16 protein-coding genes are annotated in these 19,132 nt (G+C 70.3%); 6 read left to right on the top strand and 10 right to left on the bottom strand.

The features are described from left to right. Positions 1 to 14: 14 nt before the first annotated feature. Positions 15 to 2,774: a PKD domain-containing protein gene (locus tag ABH935_RS43425; RefSeq protein WP_370383842.1), complete on the top strand. Its 2,760-nt coding sequence runs from the start codon at positions 15 to 17 to the stop codon at positions 2,772 to 2,774. 100 nt (positions 2,775 to 2,874) lie between these two features. On the opposite strand, the gene ABH935_RS43420 is transcribed toward ABH935_RS43425, so the two are convergent. From ABH935_RS43420 to ABH935_RS43405, 4 genes are all read right to left on the bottom strand, one after another. Next, positions 2,875 to 4,233 (bottom strand): ABC transporter permease, encoded by a 1,359-nt coding sequence (locus tag ABH935_RS43420; protein ID WP_370383841.1) that lies wholly within the window; start codon positions 4,231 to 4,233, stop codon positions 2,875 to 2,877. Continuing rightward, a complete protein-coding gene (locus ABH935_RS43415) occupies positions 4,230 to 5,333 on the bottom strand; it encodes an ABC transporter ATP-binding protein (RefSeq protein ID WP_370383840.1) in 1,104 nt (367 codons plus the stop codon). Before ABH935_RS43415 ends, ABH935_RS43420 begins: the two co-directional genes overlap by 4 nt. Before the next feature lie 328 nt (positions 5,334 to 5,661). Further along, positions 5,662 to 6,612, bottom strand: a complete 951-nt coding sequence (locus ABH935_RS43410; RefSeq protein WP_370383839.1) for an aldo/keto reductase — start codon at positions 6,610 to 6,612, stop codon at positions 5,662 to 5,664. Positions 6,613 to 6,640: 28 nt separating this feature from the next. Then, positions 6,641 to 8,425 (bottom strand): acyclic terpene utilization AtuA family protein, encoded by a 1,785-nt coding sequence (locus ABH935_RS43405; protein ID WP_370383838.1) that lies wholly within the window; start codon positions 8,423 to 8,425, stop codon positions 6,641 to 6,643. 199 nt (positions 8,426 to 8,624) lie between these two features. Between ABH935_RS43405 and ABH935_RS43400 the strand changes: the two genes are divergently transcribed. Further along, positions 8,625 to 8,978 (top strand): VOC family protein, encoded by a 354-nt coding sequence (locus ABH935_RS43400; protein WP_370383837.1) that lies wholly within the window; start codon positions 8,625 to 8,627, stop codon positions 8,976 to 8,978. 247 nt (positions 8,979 to 9,225) lie between these two features. Here ABH935_RS43400 and ABH935_RS43395 read toward each other — a convergent pair whose 3' ends face one another. Next, the gene (locus tag ABH935_RS43395) at positions 9,226 to 10,401 is read right to left on the bottom strand and encodes a citrate synthase (protein ID WP_370383836.1); all 1,176 of its coding nucleotides are present in this window, start codon (positions 10,399 to 10,401) and stop codon (positions 9,226 to 9,228) included. 114 nt (positions 10,402 to 10,515) lie between these two features. On the opposite strand from ABH935_RS43395, the gene ABH935_RS43390 reads away from it, so the two are divergent. Further along, positions 10,516 to 11,502: an ATP-binding cassette domain-containing protein gene (locus ABH935_RS43390; RefSeq protein ID WP_370383835.1), complete on the top strand. Its 987-nt coding sequence runs from the start codon at positions 10,516 to 10,518 to the stop codon at positions 11,500 to 11,502. A gap of 188 nt (positions 11,503 to 11,690) precedes the next feature. Here the strand turns inward: ABH935_RS43390 and ABH935_RS43385 are convergent, their stop codons facing one another. Continuing rightward, the gene (locus tag ABH935_RS43385) at positions 11,691 to 13,190 is read right to left on the bottom strand and encodes a sensor histidine kinase (protein ID WP_370383834.1); all 1,500 of its coding nucleotides are present in this window, start codon (positions 13,188 to 13,190) and stop codon (positions 11,691 to 11,693) included. Next, positions 13,187 to 13,921, bottom strand: coding sequence for a response regulator transcription factor (locus ABH935_RS43380; protein WP_370383833.1), 735 nt, complete (start codon positions 13,919 to 13,921; stop codon positions 13,187 to 13,189). Before ABH935_RS43380 ends, ABH935_RS43385 begins: the two co-directional genes overlap by 4 nt. A 103-nt stretch (positions 13,922 to 14,024) precedes the next feature. Here ABH935_RS43380 and ABH935_RS43375 point away from each other — a divergent pair, with 103 nt between their 5' ends. From ABH935_RS43375 to ABH935_RS43365, 3 genes are read left to right on the top strand one after another with little or no spacing between them, the layout of a single operon-like run. Next, on the top strand, positions 14,025 to 15,377 hold the full coding sequence (locus tag ABH935_RS43375; protein WP_370383832.1) for a ferric reductase-like transmembrane domain-containing protein: 1,353 nt from the start codon (positions 14,025 to 14,027) through the stop codon (positions 15,375 to 15,377). Between the two features lie 12 nt (positions 15,378 to 15,389). Continuing rightward, on the top strand, positions 15,390 to 15,965 hold the full coding sequence (locus ABH935_RS43370) for an FMN-binding protein (protein ID WP_370383831.1): 576 nt from the start codon (positions 15,390 to 15,392) through the stop codon (positions 15,963 to 15,965). Continuing rightward, a complete protein-coding gene (locus ABH935_RS43365; protein WP_370383830.1) occupies positions 15,962 to 16,702 on the top strand; it encodes an FAD:protein FMN transferase in 741 nt (246 codons plus the stop codon). The genes ABH935_RS43370 and ABH935_RS43365 overlap by 4 nt, the downstream gene beginning before the upstream one ends. Positions 16,703 to 16,710: 8 nt before the next feature. Here the strand turns inward: ABH935_RS43365 and pyrE are convergent, their stop codons facing one another. The 3 genes from pyrE to ABH935_RS43350 all read right to left on the bottom strand — a co-directional run bounded on the left by pyrE (position 16,711) and on the right by ABH935_RS43350 (position 18,993). After that, complete coding sequence (gene pyrE / locus ABH935_RS43360) at positions 16,711 to 17,232, bottom strand: orotate phosphoribosyltransferase (protein WP_370383829.1); 522 nt, start codon at positions 17,230 to 17,232, stop codon at positions 16,711 to 16,713. A gap of 101 nt (positions 17,233 to 17,333) precedes the next feature. Then, positions 17,334 to 17,993: a hypothetical protein gene (locus ABH935_RS43355; protein ID WP_370383828.1), complete on the bottom strand. Its 660-nt coding sequence runs from the start codon at positions 17,991 to 17,993 to the stop codon at positions 17,334 to 17,336. Positions 17,994 to 18,102: 109 nt separating this feature from the next. After that, complete coding sequence (locus ABH935_RS43350) at positions 18,103 to 18,993, bottom strand: serine protein kinase RIO (RefSeq protein WP_370383872.1); 891 nt, start codon at positions 18,991 to 18,993, stop codon at positions 18,103 to 18,105. Between the last annotated feature and the right edge of the window lie 139 nt (positions 18,994 to 19,132).

Below are 19,132 nucleotides of genomic sequence, written 5' to 3'. Positions count from 1 at the left end.
ATCAGGGAGCTTAAATGATCAGACGGAAACGTTGGATCGCAGGCGCTGCGTTCCTCGCCCTCATCGTGGGCGGGATAACCGGCGCCGCGCAGGGTCTGGCGAGCAAGAGGCCGACATCCGGCCCCGGCTCGTGCACCCTCATCGGCTGGAACCCGAGCACCGACCCGACGAACGCGAAGAACCTCCCGGTCGGCCAGCGGCCCCAGACGTACAAGCCGGACAACTTCGACTGCTCCAGCGCGAAGTTCGCGGCGCTGGGCGCGGAGTTCAACAAGTTCCCGCAGCCCCACAACTTCGCCGTCAACAACCGCATCACCTACGAACCGTCCGGCTCCGGCAAGGCGGCCACGGCGGTGCAGCAGCCGGTGGCGGCGGTGAACCCGCTGGCGCCGTACTTCCCGCCGTTCCAGCACTTCGTCATCATCTACCGCGAGAACCACACGTTCGACGACTACCTCGGCGACTGTGCGACCACCATCCACACCGGCTGCAACGGCCAGGTGCAGAGCACCAACCACATCAGCTCGGTGCCGGACCTGCACAACCTGGCCAAGACCTACGCGCTGTCGGACTCCTACAGCACCGGCACGCAGCCGCCCTCGGGCCCCAACCACTGGTGGCTGTTCTCGGCCCAGTCGCAGTCCAGCTCGCAGCAGCAGTCGTACCCGTCCACCGGGACGCAGTTCGACCGCTTCCTGAGCAACACGAACGGTCCGACCGACGAGGGCACCAGCGCGTGCACCGCGCCGTCGGGCTCGGGCAGCGGCAGCAGCCCGTACACGTTCGTGATGAACGGTGACTTCTACTGGATGCTCAGCAGCGGCTCGGGCTACTGGAAGAACCCGGCCGACGGCAAGCTCGAAGTCCTGCCGCCGAACCGCCCGGGCACCAGCATCCCGGAGGAGTTGCACTACAACGAGTACACCTGCTCCAACCAGAGCCTTCCGGACAGCACCATCTCGAACGACTACATCAGCTTCGTCAACACCAACGGCCTGCCGGCCTACAGCTACGTCGAGCTGTTCAACGACCACCCGGGCACGTACCAGGACATCCCGGGTAACGACACGGCGACCAACAACGTGGTCAACGCCATCGAGAACAACGCGACGTACAAGAACAACACCCTGATCGTCATCACCGAGGACGACACCCAGAACGGCAACAACGGCACCGACCACGTCAGCAACACCTACCGGGTGCCGCTGGTCGTCATCGGTCCGTCGCAGTACGTCAAGCAGGGGTACCTCAGCCACGTCGCGTACTCGACCAACAACGTGATCGCGGCGATGGAGCGCACGCTGGAGAACGTCAAGTCGGGCATCATCGACCCGAACGACAACATCGGCCTGAACACCTTCCCGATGACCACCAACGACCAGGCCGCCCTCGGCGACCCGCTGGAGGACTTCTGGATCCAGGGCTCGACTCCGCTGTCCGCCTCGGCCTCGGCCTCCCCGACCACCGGCAACGCCCCGCTCGCGGTGAACTTCACCGGCACGGCCCAGGGCGGCACGGCGCCGTACACCTACAGCTGGAACTTCGGCGACGGCTCGACGAGCACCTCGCAGAACCCGAGCCACACCTACAGCTCCGCGGGCAACTACACCGCGACGCTGACGGTGACCGACAGCTCCTCGCCGGCGAAGACGGCGACCTCCCAGGTCGCGGTCAACGTCAGCGCGGTCGGCAATCCGCTGGCGGCCTCGGCGGCCGGCAACCCGACGTCCGGACAGATCCCCTTGGCTGTGAACTTCACGGGGACGGCGACGGGCGGCACTCCGGGCTACACCTACAGCTGGAACTTCGGTGACGGCTCCGCGACCAGCACGGCGCAGAACCCGAGCCACACCTACTCGACCGTCGGGACCTACACGGCGACGTTGACGGTGACCGACAGCGCCTCGCCGGCGAACACGGCGACGTCGACGGTCAGCGTCACGGCGGATCCGATCGGCAGCGTGCCACCCAGCGCGCCGCAGAACCTGACCGCGTCCGGCGGCACCAACCAGGTGACGCTGAACTGGCAGGCGCCGGCCAGCACGGGCGGCGAGACCCTCACGAAGTACAGCGTCTACCGCAGCACCTCCAGCGGTACCGAGACGCTGCTCACCTCGGGCGGTTGCAGCGGCCTGAGCGGCACGACTCTGACGTGCACGGATACTGGGCTAACCAGTGGGACGACGTACTACTACCGGGTGACCGCGTCCAACCCTGTCGGCGAGAGCGGGCAGAGCAACGAGGTCAGCGCCACTCCGACCGGCGGTAGCGGCGGTTGCACGGCCGGGCAGCTGCTCGGCAACGCGGGCTTCGAGAACGGCGCCTCCAACGCGGCGCCGTGGGCCATCACCTCGACGCACACCCCGCTCTCGGTGATCAACAGCAGCAGCTCCGAGCCGCCGCACAGCGGGACGTACGACGCGTGGCTCGACGGCTGGGGCAAGACCACCACGGACACCTTGGCGCAGACGGTGACGTTGCCCGCCGGGTGCACGACCTACAAGTTCAACTTCTACATGCACATCGACACCGCGGAGACCACGACCTCGACCAAGTACGACACGTTGCAGCTGCAGCTTCTCAGCAGCTCGGGTTCGGTGCTGAAGAACATGTACACGTACTCGAACCTGAACGCGAACAGCGGATACTCGCTGCACTCGTTCGACCTGTCGGCCTACGCCGGGCAGACGGTGACGCTCAAGTTCACCGGCAAGGAGGACTCCTTGTACCAGACGTCGTTCGTCATCGACGACACGTCGGTCAACGTGAGCTGATGTCCTAGCGCACGTTCGGACTGAACAGAAACGCAGAACGGGCCCGGCGCGACGCGCCGGGCCCGTTCTGCGTGTTCGGACCAGTTCTAGGAGAGGAGTTCTAGGAGAGCAGGTCGACGTTGCCGTCGAACTGCCACAGCGGGTTCGAGATCGTCCTGCCGTTGGTGACGATCAGGAAGTAGCCGTTGACCTCCTGCGGGCCGTCGCCGTCGGCGATGTAGCGGCCGTTCGCGGTGACGTCGAGCTGGTAGATGGCCTGCGCCGTGACGTTGTCGCCGGGGACGCTCCAGGAGACCGTGCAGCGCCAGTCGGTGCCCGGTCCCTCCTGCGTGCCGATCCCCTCGCTCTTGAGGCACGAGGCGGAGGTGTGCAGCTGCGCCTCGGTGAGCGCAGGCCTGCGCATCTCGTCTTCCTGGAGCTTGTAGAGGTGGGCGAACGCGGTGGCCATCGACTTCTGCACCTTGCTCTGGTTGATGCCGGAGCTGCCGGCGCCGGAGGTGGTGGCGGCGACCAGGCCGACGGTCACCGCCAGCACGCCGGCCAGCGGCAGCACGCCCACCGTCAGGACCCTGCGACCGGCGCCGTCGTTGGTGAGGTTGGTGAAGTCGCGGCGGACGAAGACCCTGTAGGCCAGCGCGGTGGCGACGATCGCCCACACCAGGCTGACGGTGACGCCGATCAGCAGCGGCTTGAGCTGCGCCGGGTCGGTGAACAGGCCGTTCCAGGAGATGAAGGCGTAGCCGGGCAGCGCCAGGCGGACGGCGACCGGCAGCGGCAGCATCTGTGCGGCCTGCATGCCCAGGGCGACGATCGTCGGCAGCAGCAGGCCCATCGGGGAGCGGCCCAGGGCGATGGACCCGAGCAGGCCGACGGCGGCCAGGGCGAGCGTCGGCGCCAGGACGCAGAGCCACGCGAGCAGGACCCTGGTGCCGGCCTCGCCCCCGGCCAGGCTGTGGCCGTCCAGGCCGACCAGCGGGTTGTTGCCCTCGGCGAGCAGGCCGCCGAGGATGCTGGAGAAGGTCAGGCCGGCGATCAGCAGCAGGATCACGGTGAGGCTGGCGATCGCCTTGGCGACGAAGATGCGCCGGTGCGAGCGGACCGCGATCAGCAGGTGGCGCCAGGTGCCGAGGCGGTCCTCGGAGGCGAAGACGTCGCCGGCGACCACGGAGGTGATCAGGGGGAGTCCCCAGGTGCCGCAGAAACCGAGCGCCACCAGGGAGCCGGCCCAGCCGGTCGCGTGCATCCAGCGGCCGAAGAGGGTGTCCGAGGGCAGGGTGCTCTGCTGGTCGATGGCGAAGACCAGAAGCGCCGGGCCGATCCAGCACAGCAGGAGCAGCAGGCGGACGCGCCAGGCGGAGAACTGCTTGGTCAGCTCGAAGCGGAGGACCCGGGACACCGGGACCGCAGCCGCCGGGGGCGCGGCCTCCGGCGCGGGGGTTTCGGTGACGGTCGCGGTCATCGGCCGGCCTCCTGCTGCTGCTCTTCGGTCGTGGTGCTGGGGGTTTCGGTGGGTTCGGGGGTGGGTTCGGCGGTGGTCTCGGGGGCCGTGGCGGTGGCCGCGCCGGTGTTCGTGTCGGTGTTCGTGTCGCCGGTCGTCTGGCCGGTCGACTGCTGCGGTACCTCGGCCGGCTGGTCGGTGAGCGCGAGGAACGCGGCTTCCAGCGGCGAGACGACCGGGGCCAGCTCGCGCAGTGCGACCTCCGCGCGCACGATCCGCGCCACGAGTTCGTCCATCGCCGCCACCTGCGCGCGCACGACGATCACCTCGGGGTCGCCCTGCGCGGCGGCGTCGGAGCCCTCGACGACGACGATGCCGGGGGTGTCGCCGGCGACGGTGCGGGCCTGCGCGGCGTCCGAGACGCGCAGCCGGTAGTCCAGCTCGCGGTTCTCGTCGGAGAGCTTGTTCAGCGGGCCGGAGAAGACCACGCGCCCGGTGTTCAGGATGGTGACCTCGGAGCACAGGGCTTCCAGGTCGTCCATGCGGTGACTGGACAGGATGACCGTGGCGCCGTCGGCGGCCAGGCGGTTCAGCACGCCGTGCACGTGCTTCTTGCCGGCCGGGTCCAGGCCGTTGGCGGGCTCGTCGAGCACCAGCAGCCGGGGCTTGGTCAGCAGCGCGGCGGCCAGACCGAGCCGCTGGCGCATGCCCAGCGAGAAGCCGCGCACCTTGTCGTCCGCGACCTCGCTCAGCCCGACCTGCGCCAAGGCCTCCTCGACGTCGGCCGGACGCGGCTGGCGATGCCGCAGCGCGATCAGCGCGGCGAGGTTCTGCTTCGCGGTCAGCGTGGGATACAGACCGGGACCGTCCACGAACCCTGAGACGCCCTCGGGTGCGGCCAGCGTCCGCCCGACCGGCGTCCCGAAGATCTCCAGACTCCCCTCATCGGCGACGGCCAGGCCCAGCAACAGGCCCAGGAGCGTGGTCTTGCCGGCCCCGTTCGGGCCGACCAAGCCGTGGATCTGACCCTTCGCCATGCTCACGTCCACGTGATCGAGCGCGATGACATCACCGAAGACCTTGGTGATGCCGCGGCCCCTGACTGCGACGGTCGTATCCATCCGCTCCTCCCTCTGCCGGTGGTGACCCGATTCCGGAGGAACCTACCCCTGGTACTTGGCGCTCACCCGCGAAACTGCTGAATGTTCAAGGAACGCAGGAGGGCTGCCGGACGACGGGGAGTGGTGGCGGTCGGCGGCGCGGGGAATGAGGGGAGCCTTGATCCTGTCAGGGCCAGGATTCTCAGCGACCTGACAAGGGGGCGGCTTGTGTGGGATGCCCGAGGTTCGGATGAAAACGCACCGTGACCGCAGCCGGCCGGGGCGGTGGTGCGTGCTCCGGCGCGGTGCGGTCGCGGTGTCGTGTTGTGCGCTTCCCGCAGCCGTCGCGTTACGCCGGTGTCGGCGCGGGCACGATCGCGTCGATCTCCGCCAGCTCCTCGGCGGTCGGCTCCCAGTCGCCGGCGGCGGCGTTGGCCTGGACCTGCTCCGGGGACATCGCTCCGGAGATCACCGAGGTGCAGCCGGGCTGGGCGGCCAGGCCCGCGATGCCGACCTCCAGGATGCTGCGGCCGTGCTTCTCGGCCCAGGCGATCAGTGCCTCGACCTTGTCCAGGCGGTCCTCGGTGACCCAGTGCGTGCGGCCGGCCAGGCGGGCGTCGGCGGGGATGCCGGTGGCGCGGCGGACCTTGCCGGTGAGCAGGCCGTTGGCCAGTGGGAAGTAGGGCAGGACGCCCAGGCCGAAGTGGCGTGCGGCCGGCACGACCTCGGTCTCGGCCTCGCGGACGAGGAGGGACCAGTGGTTCTGCGCGGAGATGAAGGGGGTGGCGTTCAGCTGCTGGGCGACGTAGTGCGCCTCGGCGATCTGCCAGCCGGCGAAGTTGGAGTTGCCCAGGTAGCGGACCTTGCCCTCGCGGACCAGGTCGTCCAGGGCGGCGACGGTCTCGGCAATCGGCGTGACCGGGTCCGGGGTGTGCAGCTGGTACAGGTCGATGTGGTCGGTCTGCAGCCGCTTGAGCGAGTGCTCGACCGCGTACCGGATGTAGGACCGGCCGCCCTTGGCCCCGGTCGCGCGCGGGTACTTCATGTCAAAGCTCTGATGACCGAACTTGGTGGCCAGCACCACCTGGTCCCGGCGGCCTTTCAGGACCTCGCCGAGGAACGACTCGGACTGGGACTGGCCGTACATGTCGGCGGTGTCCAGCAGCGTGATGCCGGCGTCGATCGCGGCGTCCACGACGCGCCGGGTGCCGGCCACGTCGAGCCGGCTGCCGAAGTTGTTGCAGCCCAGGCCCACGACGGAGACGAGCAGGCCGGAATTACCGAGGTGACGATAGCGCATGGCACGATCTTAGTCCCGCTAACTAAGGCTAGCCGTTCAGGAACTCCACCGGGATCATCACCAGCCGCGACCGGACGAACTCGCCGAGTCCCTTGGCCTGCGGATCGGCCCGGGTCGAGGCGGCCACCCCTTCGCCGAGCATGCCGTAGACGACGAAGTTCACGGCCCGCAGGTTCGGCAGCTCGAAGCGCTCCACGCGCAGGTCGCAGCACTCCGGGACGAGCTTCTGGAACGTGTCCACGTCCAGCGTCTCGCGCAGCCAGGCGTAGGCGCGGTCGGTGCGCGTCCACAGTCCGACGTTGGCGTTGCCGCCCTTGTCCCCGGAACGGGCTCCGCAGACCAGGCCGAGCGGCGCCAGCCGCTTCATCCCGTCGGAGAAGAACGGCTCCGGCGGACGCGGCGCGCCCAGGTGCAGCGGCACGCCCATCGGCCGGCGGCAGGGCCGGATCTCCAGGCGCTCGCCGGTGGGCAGCACGGCGATGTGCGCGACGTGCCGGTCCTGGATCAAGGTCGGCCAGTACACGCCGTACTCGACCTCGCGCGTGGGCGGCGCGGTCGGGTGGAATCCGGAGTATCCGGCCAGGGCCAGGCTGGTCACCGCGCTGGTGAAGGCCTGGCCGACCTTGTCGGGATCCGGGTCCTTCACCGTGATGTGCAGGTAGGCGGTGGCTTCCTCGTCGGTGCGCGCCTGCTCGGCCGGCTTGTCGCTGCGCTGCAGCCGCACGTCGACGGAGGCGAAGCGGCCGCGGCCGCCCAGGGTGTCGAAGATCTGCGCCTCGGCCAGGCCGGCCTTGGCTTCTATGTCCAGGCCGGTGACGCCCAGGGTGATGGAGTTGCGATAGCCGCCGCGGTAGTTGAAGGCGACCTTGAGCTTGTGCGGACCGGTCATGCCCTTGGCGCCGCGGATCTCGACGCGGTCCGGGGCCTGCTGCGTCACGCGCAGGGTGTCGAAGTGCGCGGTGACGTCAGGGTTCGTATAGGCCGGGCCCTCGATGTCGTAGAGCAGCTGCGCGGTGACCGTGCCGACCGAGACCACGCCGCCGGTGCCCGGGTGCTTGGTGATCACCGCGGAGCCGTCGTGGGCGACCTCGGCGATCGGGAAGCCGGGGACGCGGGTGTCGGGGAGCTCGTCCAGGAAGGAGTAGTTGCCGCCGGTGCACTGCGGGCCGCACTCGATGACGTGCCCGGCGGCGACCGCGCCGGCCAGGGCGTCCCAGTCGTCGCCGTTCCAGCCGTGCCACCAAGCGGCCGGGCCCACGACCAGTGAAGCGTCGGTGACCCGGCCGCAGACGACGATGTCCGCGCCGCCGGCTAAGGCCGCGGCGATGCCCCAGGCACCGAGGTAGGCGTGCGCCGAGACGGGTTCGGCGGCGTCGGAGAACGGCTCGCCGGTGTCGAGGTTCTCGAACGGGACTCCTCTGTCGCGCAGCTCGGCCAGCCGCGGGAGCAGGTCGTCGCCTTCGATGTGGGCGACCTTGAGGCGCAGGTTCAGGTGCGTGATGAGGGCCCTGAGATCCTCGGCCAGCCGCGCGGGCTCCAGCCCGCCGGCATTGGTGACGATCTTGACGCCCTTCTCCTGGCAGGCGCCGAGCACCTGGTTCATCTGCGCCAGGAAGGAGCGCGCGTAGCCGGGCCCGCCGCGCTCGCGCGCCTTATGGAGCAGTAGCGGCGTCAGCTCGGCGAGGTAGTCGCCGGTCAGGACGTCGATCGGACCCCCGTCCACCATCTCCCTGGCCGCGGACAGGCGGTCGCCGTAGAACCCGGATGAGTTGGCGATGCGTACCGGGCGCCGGGGCGGGACTTGGGTGTTCACTTCACGAACTCCCTCGCAGTGTGAACCGAGCTCTCTCCGTGCTCTCTCCGTGACTTTACTCGCGGGGTACCCCCTGGCGGGCCAGTAGCGCGCAGGATTTCCTATAACGAGGTAGAGGGAATTCTGTTTGTGGCGGATCGTCACGGCGTGCCGGATAGATCGAATCAGCTTGTGGGTACGGCCCTGGCAGGATGACGCCATGGAACGAGTACTCGGCATCGGTGGCCACTTCCTGCGCGCCGCCGACCCCGCGGCCCTGACCGCGTGGTACCGCGACAGCCTCGGGCTGGACATCGACGAGCACGGCATGTGGCAGCAGCAGGCCGGGCCGACCGTGTTCGCGGCCTTCGAGGCCGAGACGGACTACTTCGGCTCGCGCGAGCAGCAGGTGATGCTCAACTTCCGGGTCCGCGACCTCGACGCGATGCTCCGGCAGCTGCGGGAGCAGGGCGCCGACGTCGACGCGGAGACGCAGGAGATGGACGGCATCGGGAAGTTCGGCTGGGTGCGGGATCCGGAGGGGAACCGGATCGAGCTGTGGGAAGTCGGCTGAGGCACACCTCGGCGGTGGCTCGCGCGGCGTAGGCATTCGCGAGTAGTTCCTCGGCAAGGGCGCTCTTCGCCTCGGCTGCGGGTGAAGGCTGGCCGCCAGCTCTACACCAACGTCGAGTTCTACGCCCGGCCGCCGGACCGCAATCAGGGCCCGGATCCCGCTGGAATCCGAACCCTGACCAATACTCCAACTGGCCCAACCGCCCCGAGTCTCGGAGCTTCAGAGCTTCGAAACCAACCTCCGAACCTCAGCCCTCCGGCAGCGGCTGCGGCGCCGGCACGCCGGAGTAGTGCGCCGCGGGCCGGATGATCTTCGAGTCCTGGGCCTGTTCGAGGATGTTCGCGCACCAGCCGATTACGCGGGAGGTGGCGAACGTCGGGGTGAACATGTCGCGCGGGACGCCGGAGAGCTCCATCACCACGCCGGCGTAGAACTCGACGTTGGTGTAGAGCTGGCGGCCCGGCTTGAGTTCGGCGAGGGCCTTGATGACGTGCTGCTCGACGGCCACGGCGAAGTCCACCAGGGGGCCGCCGAGGCGCTGGGCGACGCCGCGGAGCATGATCGAGCGCGGGTCGTCCGTGCGGTAGACCGGATGGCCGAAGCCCATGATGCGGGCGCCGGCCTCCACCTGCTGGCGGACCCAGTCCTCGGCCTTGTCGGGGGTGCCGATCTCGTCGAGGGTGTCCAGGGCGCGCGAGGGGGCTCCGCCGTGCAGCGGGCCGGACAGCGAGCCCAGGGCTCCGGTCACGGCCGCGGCCAGGTCGGCGCCGGTGGAGGCGATGACGCGGGCGGTGAAGGTGGAGTTGTTGAAGCCGTGGTCCACGGTCGAGATCAGGTACTGCTCGATCGCGCGGGCCTGCTCGGGGGTGGGCTCGGTGCCGTTGAGCATGTAGAGGTAGTTCGCCGCGTACGACAGGTCGTCGCGCGGCTCCACCATCTCCAGGCCCTTGCCGAGCCGGTGGATCGCGGTCAGGACCGTCGGGGCCAGGGCGCTGACGTACAGCGCGTCCGCCCGGCGGGTCTGCTCGTCGATGTCGTAGATCGGCCGCATGCCGCGCTGTCCGGCCAGCAGCGGCAGCGCCGCCCGCAGGCCGTTCATCGGCTCGCCGTGCACCGCCTCGGCGATGGCCGGCAGCAACGCCTTGACCTTGTCCGGGACGTGGCGCAACGGTGTGGTCTCGGCGATGAACGCCGCCCGCTGCCCCGCGTCCGGCAGGTGGCCGTCGATCATCAGGACCCAGACGTCCTCCAGGGTCCGCTTCTCGGCCAACTCCACCGCGTTGTACTGGCGGTAGTGGTAGAAGCCCTCCTCGCCGCGCACGTCGCCGACCTCAGTGTCGGTGACGATGACGCCGGCCAGACCGCGCGGAACCTCGACTGTGGTGACGCTCCGCGTGGGGCGAGGCTGCTCGGATTCGAGCATCGTCGTGCCTCCTTGTGTGATTGTGTCGTCACCCCGATCTTGTGTGATCCGCGCGATGCCCGTCAATCGGCGCGGTTGGTGATATGTGATGATCATGGGGTGTACGCTGGCACTGTGACGGATGTGATCTCCCTCACCGGACTGGTGAAGACCTTCGGGCGGGGATCGGCGGCCACTCGCGCCCTGGATGGTCTGGACCTGTCGGTCGCCCCCGGCGAGGTGCACGCCCTGCTCGGCCCGAACGGCGCCGGCAAGTCCACCACCCTCAGAGTCCTGTTGAGCCTGCTCCGCCCGGACGCCGGCGAGGTCCGCCTGTTCGGCCGCGACGCCCGTCGCGACGCCGTGGCCCTGCACCGCCGTCTGGCCTACGTCCCCGGCGATGTCGCCTTGTGGCCGGACCTGTCCGGCGGGCAGGTGCTGGCGATGCTCGCCAAGCTGCGCGGCCGCACGACCGACGCCAAGCGCACGGCCGAACTGCTGGAGCGCTTCGACCTGGACCCCGGCAAGAAGGGGCGCGCCTACAGCAAGGGCAACCGGCAGAAGGTGATGCTGGTCGCGGCCTTCGCCTCAGAGGCGGAACTGCTGGTCCTGGACGAGCCCACCAGCGGCCTGGACCCGCTGATGGAGGCCGAGTTCCGGGCCTGCCTGAGCCAGGAGAAGGCGCGCGGACGCACCGTCCTGCTGTCCAGCCACATCCTGTCGGAGGTCGAAGAGGTCTGCGACCGGGTCAGCATCGTGCGCCGCGGCCGGGTCGCGGAGTCCGGCACGCTGGCCGAGCTGCGGCACCTGACGCGCACGCTGGTCAGCGCGGAGCTCCAACGGCTGCCGGACGGGTTCGAGGACTTCGCGGGCTTCGACGGGCCGCACCAGGTGCGGGTGACGGAGCTGGGCGCGGCCGCGGGCGGGGGAGTGCGGGTGGAGTGCTCGGTCGACACCGAGTACCTTTCGGCGCTGATGGTGCTGCTCGGGACGCAGGGGGTCAGGTCGATGACGAGCCGGCCGCCGACGTTGGAGGAGTTGTTCCTGCGGCACTACGCCGATCCTGAGCGGGGGAGTGCTGAAGGTGATCCGGCGCGCGAGAGCGAGACGACCGCGGCCTGAGCGGGAAGGCAGGCAGGCCGGTCGGCCCGGTCGCGCGGTCGGCTCGGCGGGAGGGCGCTGTGGCACGAGAGCAAGCCAGCCTGGCCGGAAGGCTGATGTGGCGGGGGCGAGTCGGCCCGGTCGCGCGGCTGTTGCGGTGCGAGCGCGGGGTCGGCCGGTCGCGAGGTTGGTTCGAGCTCTGACAATAGCTACTTCGCGGGCGATTCCACCGGCAGCACAAGCTCGAACACCGTCCGCCCCGGCTCCGAAAGCACCCCGACCCGGCCGCCGTGCGCCTCGGCGACCGCGCGCGTGATCGCCAGTCCCAGCCCGGTGCTCCCCGAGGCCCGGGAGCGTGCCGGATCGCCGCGCGTGAACCGGTCGAAGACCCGGTCCGCGAGGTCCGGCGCCAGTCCCGGGCCGGTGTCCTCGACGGCGAGGCGGACCCGGCCGGCGTGCACCGTGATCCCGACCGTGACCCTGGTCCCGGCCGGGGTGTGCACACGCGCGTTGGTCACGAAGTTCGCCACCGCCTGCGCCAGCCGGTGCGGGTCGCCGATCACTGTCACCGGGTCGGTCGGTAGGTCCAGGCGCCATTCGTGACGCGTCGGGGTCACGCTGGCTGCCGTGATGCTGCTGTCTCTATCACTGTCGCCATCAGCCGCATGGTCAGCGGCCTGCGCGTCGTCCACCGCGTCCAGCACCAGCAGCGTCAGGTCCACCTCCTTCGACTCCAGCGGCCGCCCGGCGTCCAGCCGCGCCAGCAGCAGCAGGTCGTCGACGATCGTCCCCATCCGCCGCGCCTCGGCTTCGATGCGCGTCAGCCCGTGCCGCGCGTCGTCGGGCAGCTCCCCGCCGCGGCGCAGCACCAGCTCGGCGTGGCCGCGGACGGCGGCCAGCGGGGTGCGCAGCTCGTGGCCGGCGTCGGCGGCGAAGTCGCGCAGCCGGCGCTCGACGGACTGCCGGCGCGCCAGGGCGTCCTCGACGTGGCCGAGCATCCGGTTCAGGGAGGCGCCGACCCGGCCGACTTCGTCGTTGCGGTCCGCGTCCGGGACCCGGACGTCCAGCGCCACCTCGCCGCTGGCCAGCGACAGGGTGCTGACCCGCTCGGCGGTCCGGGTCACGCGCTCCAGCGGCCGCAGCGCCAGCCGGACCCAGGCCGCGCCGCCGATCGCGGCCACCACCACCGCGCCGCCGAACAGCGCGAACTCGGCCAGCTCCAGCTCCCGGAGCGTCGCCTCGACCGGCGACAGCGACAAGCCGGTGAACAGGACGTCGCCGTCCATTCCGGGGACCGCGCGCAGCCGGTACTTTCCGAGCCCAGCCAGCCGCAGGGTGTGCGGGGAACCATCGGTGGGCAGCGCCAACAGGGCCCGCGAACCGGTCCCGGACAGGGTGACCTTCCGGGTGTTGTCGCCGGTCGCGCTGGTCCCGTCGACCACGCCGGCCTGCGTCACCACGCTGTTCAGCGCCCGCGCCCCGAACGTGCCCTGCGCCTGGCCACGGGTGTCGGCCTGGGTGAGTTCGTGCTCCAGGCTCTGCGCGTAGCGCGGCCCGGCCGCCGACAACTGCTGGTCCAGCCGCGACACGAGGAACCCGCGCAGCAGGGCCGTGGTGCCGAAGCCGACGCCGGCGAAGATCGCCGCCAGCAGCACCACCAGCCCGAGCGTCAGCTGACCTCGCAGCGTCCGCGGCCGGAGCCGGGTCACGGAGCGGCGGCCTTGATCACGTATCCCGCGCCGCGCACCGTGTGGATCATCGCCGGGCGGCCGGCGTCGATCTTCTTGCGCAGGTAGCTGATGTAGAGCTCCACGACGTGGGCCTGCCCGCCGTAGTCGTACGACCACACCTCGGACAGGATCTGCGACTTGCTCAGCACCTGGCGGGGGTGCCGCATCAGGAACCACAGCAGCGCGAACTCCTTCGGGCTCAGCTCGATCGGCTCGCCGCCGCGGGTCACCTCCCGCGCGGCCTCGTCCAAGACTAGATCGCCGACGACCAGGCAGTCCGGGCTCGCCACCCGGCCGGCCCGCCCGCGCGCCGACCGCCGCACCAGGCTGCGCAGCCGCACCACGACCTCGTCCAGGCTGAACGGCTTGGCCACGTAGTCGTCGCCGCCAGCGGCGATCCCGGCGATCCGGTCCTCCACCGCGTCGCGCGCCGTGAGGAACAGTACCCGGACCTCCGGACGGGAGGTGTGGATCCGGCGCATGACCTCCATGCCGTCCATGTCCGGGAGCATCATGTCCAGCACCACGGCGTCCGGCTGGTAGGTCGCCGCGGCCGAGACCGCCTCGCGGCCGTCGTGCGCGCCGACGGCGTCCCAGCCCTCGTGCCGCAGCGCGCCGCAGACCACCTCCACCAGGTCCGGCTCGTCGTCGACGACCAAGAAGCGCCAGGGTTCGGTCTGGTTCGCGATGTTCGCAAGCATGGCGGTCATCGTCCACATCCAGCGTGAAGATTGGCTAAGGATTGCCTCGATCAGCAGCTCTACCGGCGCGATTCTGAGGAAACTCAAAGGTAGGGCTGTTTACCTCGGTCCCATGAGCACGACCGCACTGCCGCGCGACACCGCGCCGCCCGGCGCGAAGACGTCGCCGGAGACCGTCCCGCGGCTGGCCCTGACCCTGATGGCGGCCGGCGCCGCGGCGGTGCTGGCCGCCTGGTGGCACGCCACCCCGAACGTCGTGGGCGCGGCGGGCTGGCTGGACGGCGCCGGCCGCATCACCGGACTGCTGGCCGGCTACACGGCCCCGGTCCTGCTGCTGCTCATGGCTCGGATCCCGGTCCTGGAGCACCGCGTGGGCAGCGACCGGCTGGCGCGCTGGCACGCGCTGTGCGGCCGGTACATGGTCTTCCTGGTCAGCGCGCACGTCGTCACGATCATCTGGGGCTACGCGCTGACCGACGGCAAGGGAGTGGTCGCCGAGGGTGTGGACATCGTGTTCCACTACCCGGAGATGATCAAGGGCTCGCTGGGCACGCTGCTGCTGTTCGGGACCGGCATCGTCTCGGCGCGGGCGGCGCGGCGCAGGCTTCGCTACGAGACCTGGTACTACCTGCATCTGGCGACGTACCTGGCGATCGCGCTGGCGTTCAGCCATCAGATAGTCAACGGTGCCGACCTGTCGATCCAGCCCGAGCAGACGCTGTGGAGCGCGTACTACGTCCTGGCGGCGCTGACGCTCGGCTGGTACCGGCTGTGGATGCCGTATGTGCGGGACCGGCGGCACAAGCTGCGGGTGCACTCGGTCGTTCCGGAGGGCCCGGGGGTCTACTCGGTCATCCTCAAGGGTGAGCGACTGGACGACCTGAACGCCCGGCCCGGGCAGTTCTTCCGGCTTCAGTTCCAGACCCGGAGCCTGCGGTGGGTGGCGAACCCGTACTCGCTGTCGGCCGCGCCGCACCCGAACTTCCTGCGGTTCACCATCAAGAACCTCGGCGACCACAGCGCGGCGGTGTCGCGGCTGCGTCCGGGGACGCGGGTACGCGCCGAGGGGCCGTACGGGGCCTTCACGGAGGACAAGGCGCGCTCGCCGCAGGTGCTGCTGATCGCGGCCGGGGTCGGGATCACGCCGATCCGGGCGCTGTTCGAGACGCTGCCGGGGCAGCTGACCCTGCTGTATCGGGCCGGCAGTGATCGCGAGATCATCTTCCGTAACGAACTGGAGGATATCGCCCGCGCCCGAGGCGCCCGGCTGGTGTACTTGGTCGGCAGTAGACGGCGGCACGGCAAGACGCTCACCCCGCGCGGGTTGATGAATCTGGTGCCGGATCTGAAGGCGCACGACGTGTACCTGTGCGGGCCGGAGCCGATGCAGCAGGCGGTGATCGCTGCGCTGCGCGGGGCCGGGGTGCCCAACTCCCATATCCACCACGAGTCGTTCGAGTTCTAGAGAGGCCGTTCCATGCGACGCGCGATCGTCACCGGCGCCGCGACCGTTTCCGGGGTCGTGCTGTTGCTCGGTCTGAAGCCGCACAGCAACACGCCGCTTGCTGCCAAGGGTGTCAACAACAACTTCACGATCACTCAGTCGGGCGGTGCCTCCAGCGGTTCTCAGCCGAGTTCGGGGTCGAGTTCTTCGGGATCCACTGGCTCCTCTGGCTCGTCGGGTTCCTCGGGTTCCGCGTCGCAGCCCGGGTCGGCGCCGAGTTCGTCCGCGCCGAAGTCGGGAGCGTCGTCGAGCTCCGCGGCCCCGGCGAGTACGACCAAGACGGTCACCGGCGACGCCGCGAACACCCGCTACGGGCCGGTGCAGCTGGCCGTCACCTTCAGCGGCAAGAAGATCACCCAGATCCAGGTGCTCCAGTACCCCACCGAGACCGGCCGTGACCAGGAGATCAACAGCTACGCGATACCGCAGCTGAACCAGCAGGCGATGAGCGCGCAGAGCGCGAACATCGACGGCGTCTCGGGCGCGACCTACACCAGTGAGGGGTACCAGCAGTCGCTGCAGAGCGCGATCGACAAGGCGGGCGCGTGACCGACGGGAAGGTCAGATACGTCGAGCCGGCGATGGGCACGGTGTTCTCCATCGTGGCCGACGTCGGCGACGGCATCCCGGCCGCGGTGGACCGCCTGCACGCGATCGACGCGAAGTTCTCCACGTACCGCGAGGACAGCGCGATCAGCCGGATGGCCCGCGGCGAGGCGATCGAGCGCGACCCGGAGATCGCCGAGGTCCTGCGCCGCTGCGCGGAGGTCGAGGCCGACACCGCCGGGGCTTTCAGCGCGTACCCGGCGGGCCGCCTGGACCCCAGCGGCTGGGTGAAGGGCTGGGCCATCGAGGAGGTGGACCGCCTGCTGACGGCCGCCGGCTCCCGCAACCACCTGATCGTCGGCGGCGGCGACGTCCAGGCCCGCGGCGAGGCCGACCTCGGCCGCCCCTGGACCGTCGGCATCGCCGACCCCCGGCACCCCGAGCGCTACGCGGCGCTGGTGTCGGGCCGCGACTTCGCGGTCGCGACCTCCGGCACCACCGAGCGCGGCGCGCACATCATCGACCCGGCGACGGCGCGGCCCGCGACCGGCTTCCTGGCCGTGACGCTGATCGGGGCGCGGATCGCGCGCGCGGACGCCTACGCGACGGCGGTGTTCGCGATGGGGCCGGAGCGCGGGCTGGAGTGGGTCGAGGAGCGGGACGGGTTCGAGGCTTACGCGGTGCTGCCGGACGGGACGACGGTGGAGACGGCGGGGTTCGCGCGGTATTTGGCGGGGTGACGATTACCTCAGCCGGCTCGCAGATCTTCGGCGGTGAGCAGGGACAGCAGCTGGATCCCCTGCGCCGCCAGCGCTTCGCCGCCGCCCTGCTGCCGGTCGATGACGCACAGCGCCTCGCGCACGTCGGCGCCGAGCGTGCGCAGCTCCTCGGTGGACAGGGCGATCTGGCCGCCGGTGGTGACCACGTCCTCGACGATCAGGACGCGGCGGCCCGCGATGTCCGCGCCCTCGGCGAGGCGGCGCGTGCCGTAGGCCTTGGCCGTCTTGCGGACGAAGGCGCAGGGCAGGCCGGTGTGCCGACCGAGCGCGGTGACCACCGGGATGCCGCCCATTTCCAGGCCGGCGAGGACCCGCGTGCCCTCCGGGACGAGCGGGGCCATGCGTTCGGCGATCTCGTCGAGCAGCACGGGGTCGGCCTCGAAGCGGTACTTGTCGAAGTACTCCGTGGCGGTGCGTCCGGAGCGGAGGGTGAACTCGCCGGTCAGGTGCGCGGCGGCGTGGATGCGGGCGGCCAGGTCTGAGTGCGTCACAGGCAGCCACTATCGCAGCCTCGTCTGACGAGCGCCGCGCCGAAGCACTCGGCCACGTCAGCCGACCAGCGGCCGGCCTCGCCGAAATACTCGCGGCGGCCTCAACCCACCAGCGCCGCGCCGAAGTGCTCGGCGACCTCGTCGGCGATCGCGAAAGCGTCCCTGGTCCCGTCCACCTCGATCACCGGCATGCCGCACTCCTTCGCCCGCCGCACCGCGTCCTCGGCGACCAGCCGGTTGCGCGCGACGCGGTTGGCCTGCGCGCGTACCGGATCGCTCGTGCGGATACCCATCGCGGCGGCGCGCGGCAGGGTGCTGAGTTGGTGCTGCCGGAAGTCTTCCGTCGGGACCATCACCACCATCCGCGTCGGCGCGTCCAGCAGCGGCAGCACCAGCTCCGGCCGCAGTCCCCAGCCCTCGGCGATGATCGGCCGCGCCGAATACAGGCCGCGCAGGTCGTCCAGGGCCCACTCGAAGCGCGCCGGGAACCCGGCCAGCGTCTGCTCGGCCATGCGCTCCGGTGTCGTGTCGACCCAGACCGCGTCAGGGGACGGATCCTCGGTCGCCTGCCCGAGCGCGACGCGCCGGGCGATCCTTCGATCGTGGTGGCCTCGGGCGTCGTGGTAGTCGTAGTGGTACGCGGTCAGGCCGTGCCGGTGCGCCAGGATGCGCGCGACCGTCGACTTCCCGGCCCACTGGCCGCCGCCGATCCAGAGCGTTCGGCGCAGCGTTTCGAAGGGATCCCAGGTCTGCTCGGGCATCGCGGTCCTCCCCGTCGTACCGTGGCGATGTCGCAGGAAGCGACTGTAGCCGAGGTCCGCGCGCTGCGGACCTCGGCCGCCGGCCTTGGTCTGTATCTGTGAAGGTTTTTCAGATCAGGCGCGCTTCGCTGGCGAGCATTTCCAGCAGCGCATCCGGGTCGGCGAAGCGCTCGGGCAGGCCGCGCGCCAGGAACCACTTGACGACGTTGTGCACGTCCCGGGTCATGAACTCGCGCCCCTTCGGGTTCACCACCACATCCACCACCTGCGGCAGATCGATGAGGACCAGCCGGCAGTGGTGTACCAGGAGGTTGTACGGCGACAGGTCGCCGTGCGTCTGCCCGCGCTCGGCCAGCGCCAGCAGCGCGGCGACCAGCTGCTCCCAAAGATCCAGCAGCTCGTCCGGATCCGGGCGCATCTGCGCCAGCCGGGGCGCGGCCGTGCCGTCGGCGTCGCCGATGAACTCCATCAGCAGCTCGGTGCCGTACAGCTGCACCGGATACGGGACCGGCACGCCGGCCTGCCACAGTTCGGACAGCGCGCCGAACTCCGCGATCGCCCACTGCTGGGCGATCAGGTTCATGCCGAAGGAGGTGCGGCCCTCGATGGCGCGCATGTCGCGGGTGCGGCGCAGGCGGCGGCCTTCGAGGTAGCCGGCGTCGCGCTGGAAGTTGCGGTGTTCGTTGGAACGGTAGCGCTTGGCGGCCATGGTGACCTCGGCGCCGGTGTCGGGGAAGACGCGGCGCAGGAGGAAGACGTCCGCTTCCTTGCCGGTCTTCAGGACGCCGAGTTCGTGGTCGCAGGCGCCCTGCTCGGTGATGACCCATTCGGGCCGGGGTTCGGGGCCGTGGCCGGCGTCGGCCCAGTTGGACCAGCGGTCGCCCTCCGGCGGCGCCATGTCCTGGTTCTCGCGCTCGATGGCGAGGCGGGCCCGCTCTTCGAGGGTGAGGCGGCCTTTGCGGTTCGGGTTGGCGACGGAGTCGTCGGTACGGCGGCGCATGCGCTGCGGACGCGCGGAGGTGTCACCGAAGTCGGCGTAGTCGTCCTCGAAGTCGTCTTCGGAGTTGTCCGCGAGGTTGTCCGCGAAATCGTCTTCGAAATCGTCTTCGAAATCGTCGAGGTCGTCGGAGCTGTCGGAG

Origin of the sequence: Catenulispora sp. GAS73 (assembly GCF_041262085.1) — a bacterium.
In the GTDB taxonomy this organism is placed as follows: domain Bacteria; phylum Actinomycetota; class Actinomycetes; order Streptomycetales; family Catenulisporaceae; genus Catenulispora.
Note: the sequence above shows the minus strand (reverse complement) of the source record. Positions and strands in the feature narration are given on the sequence as shown.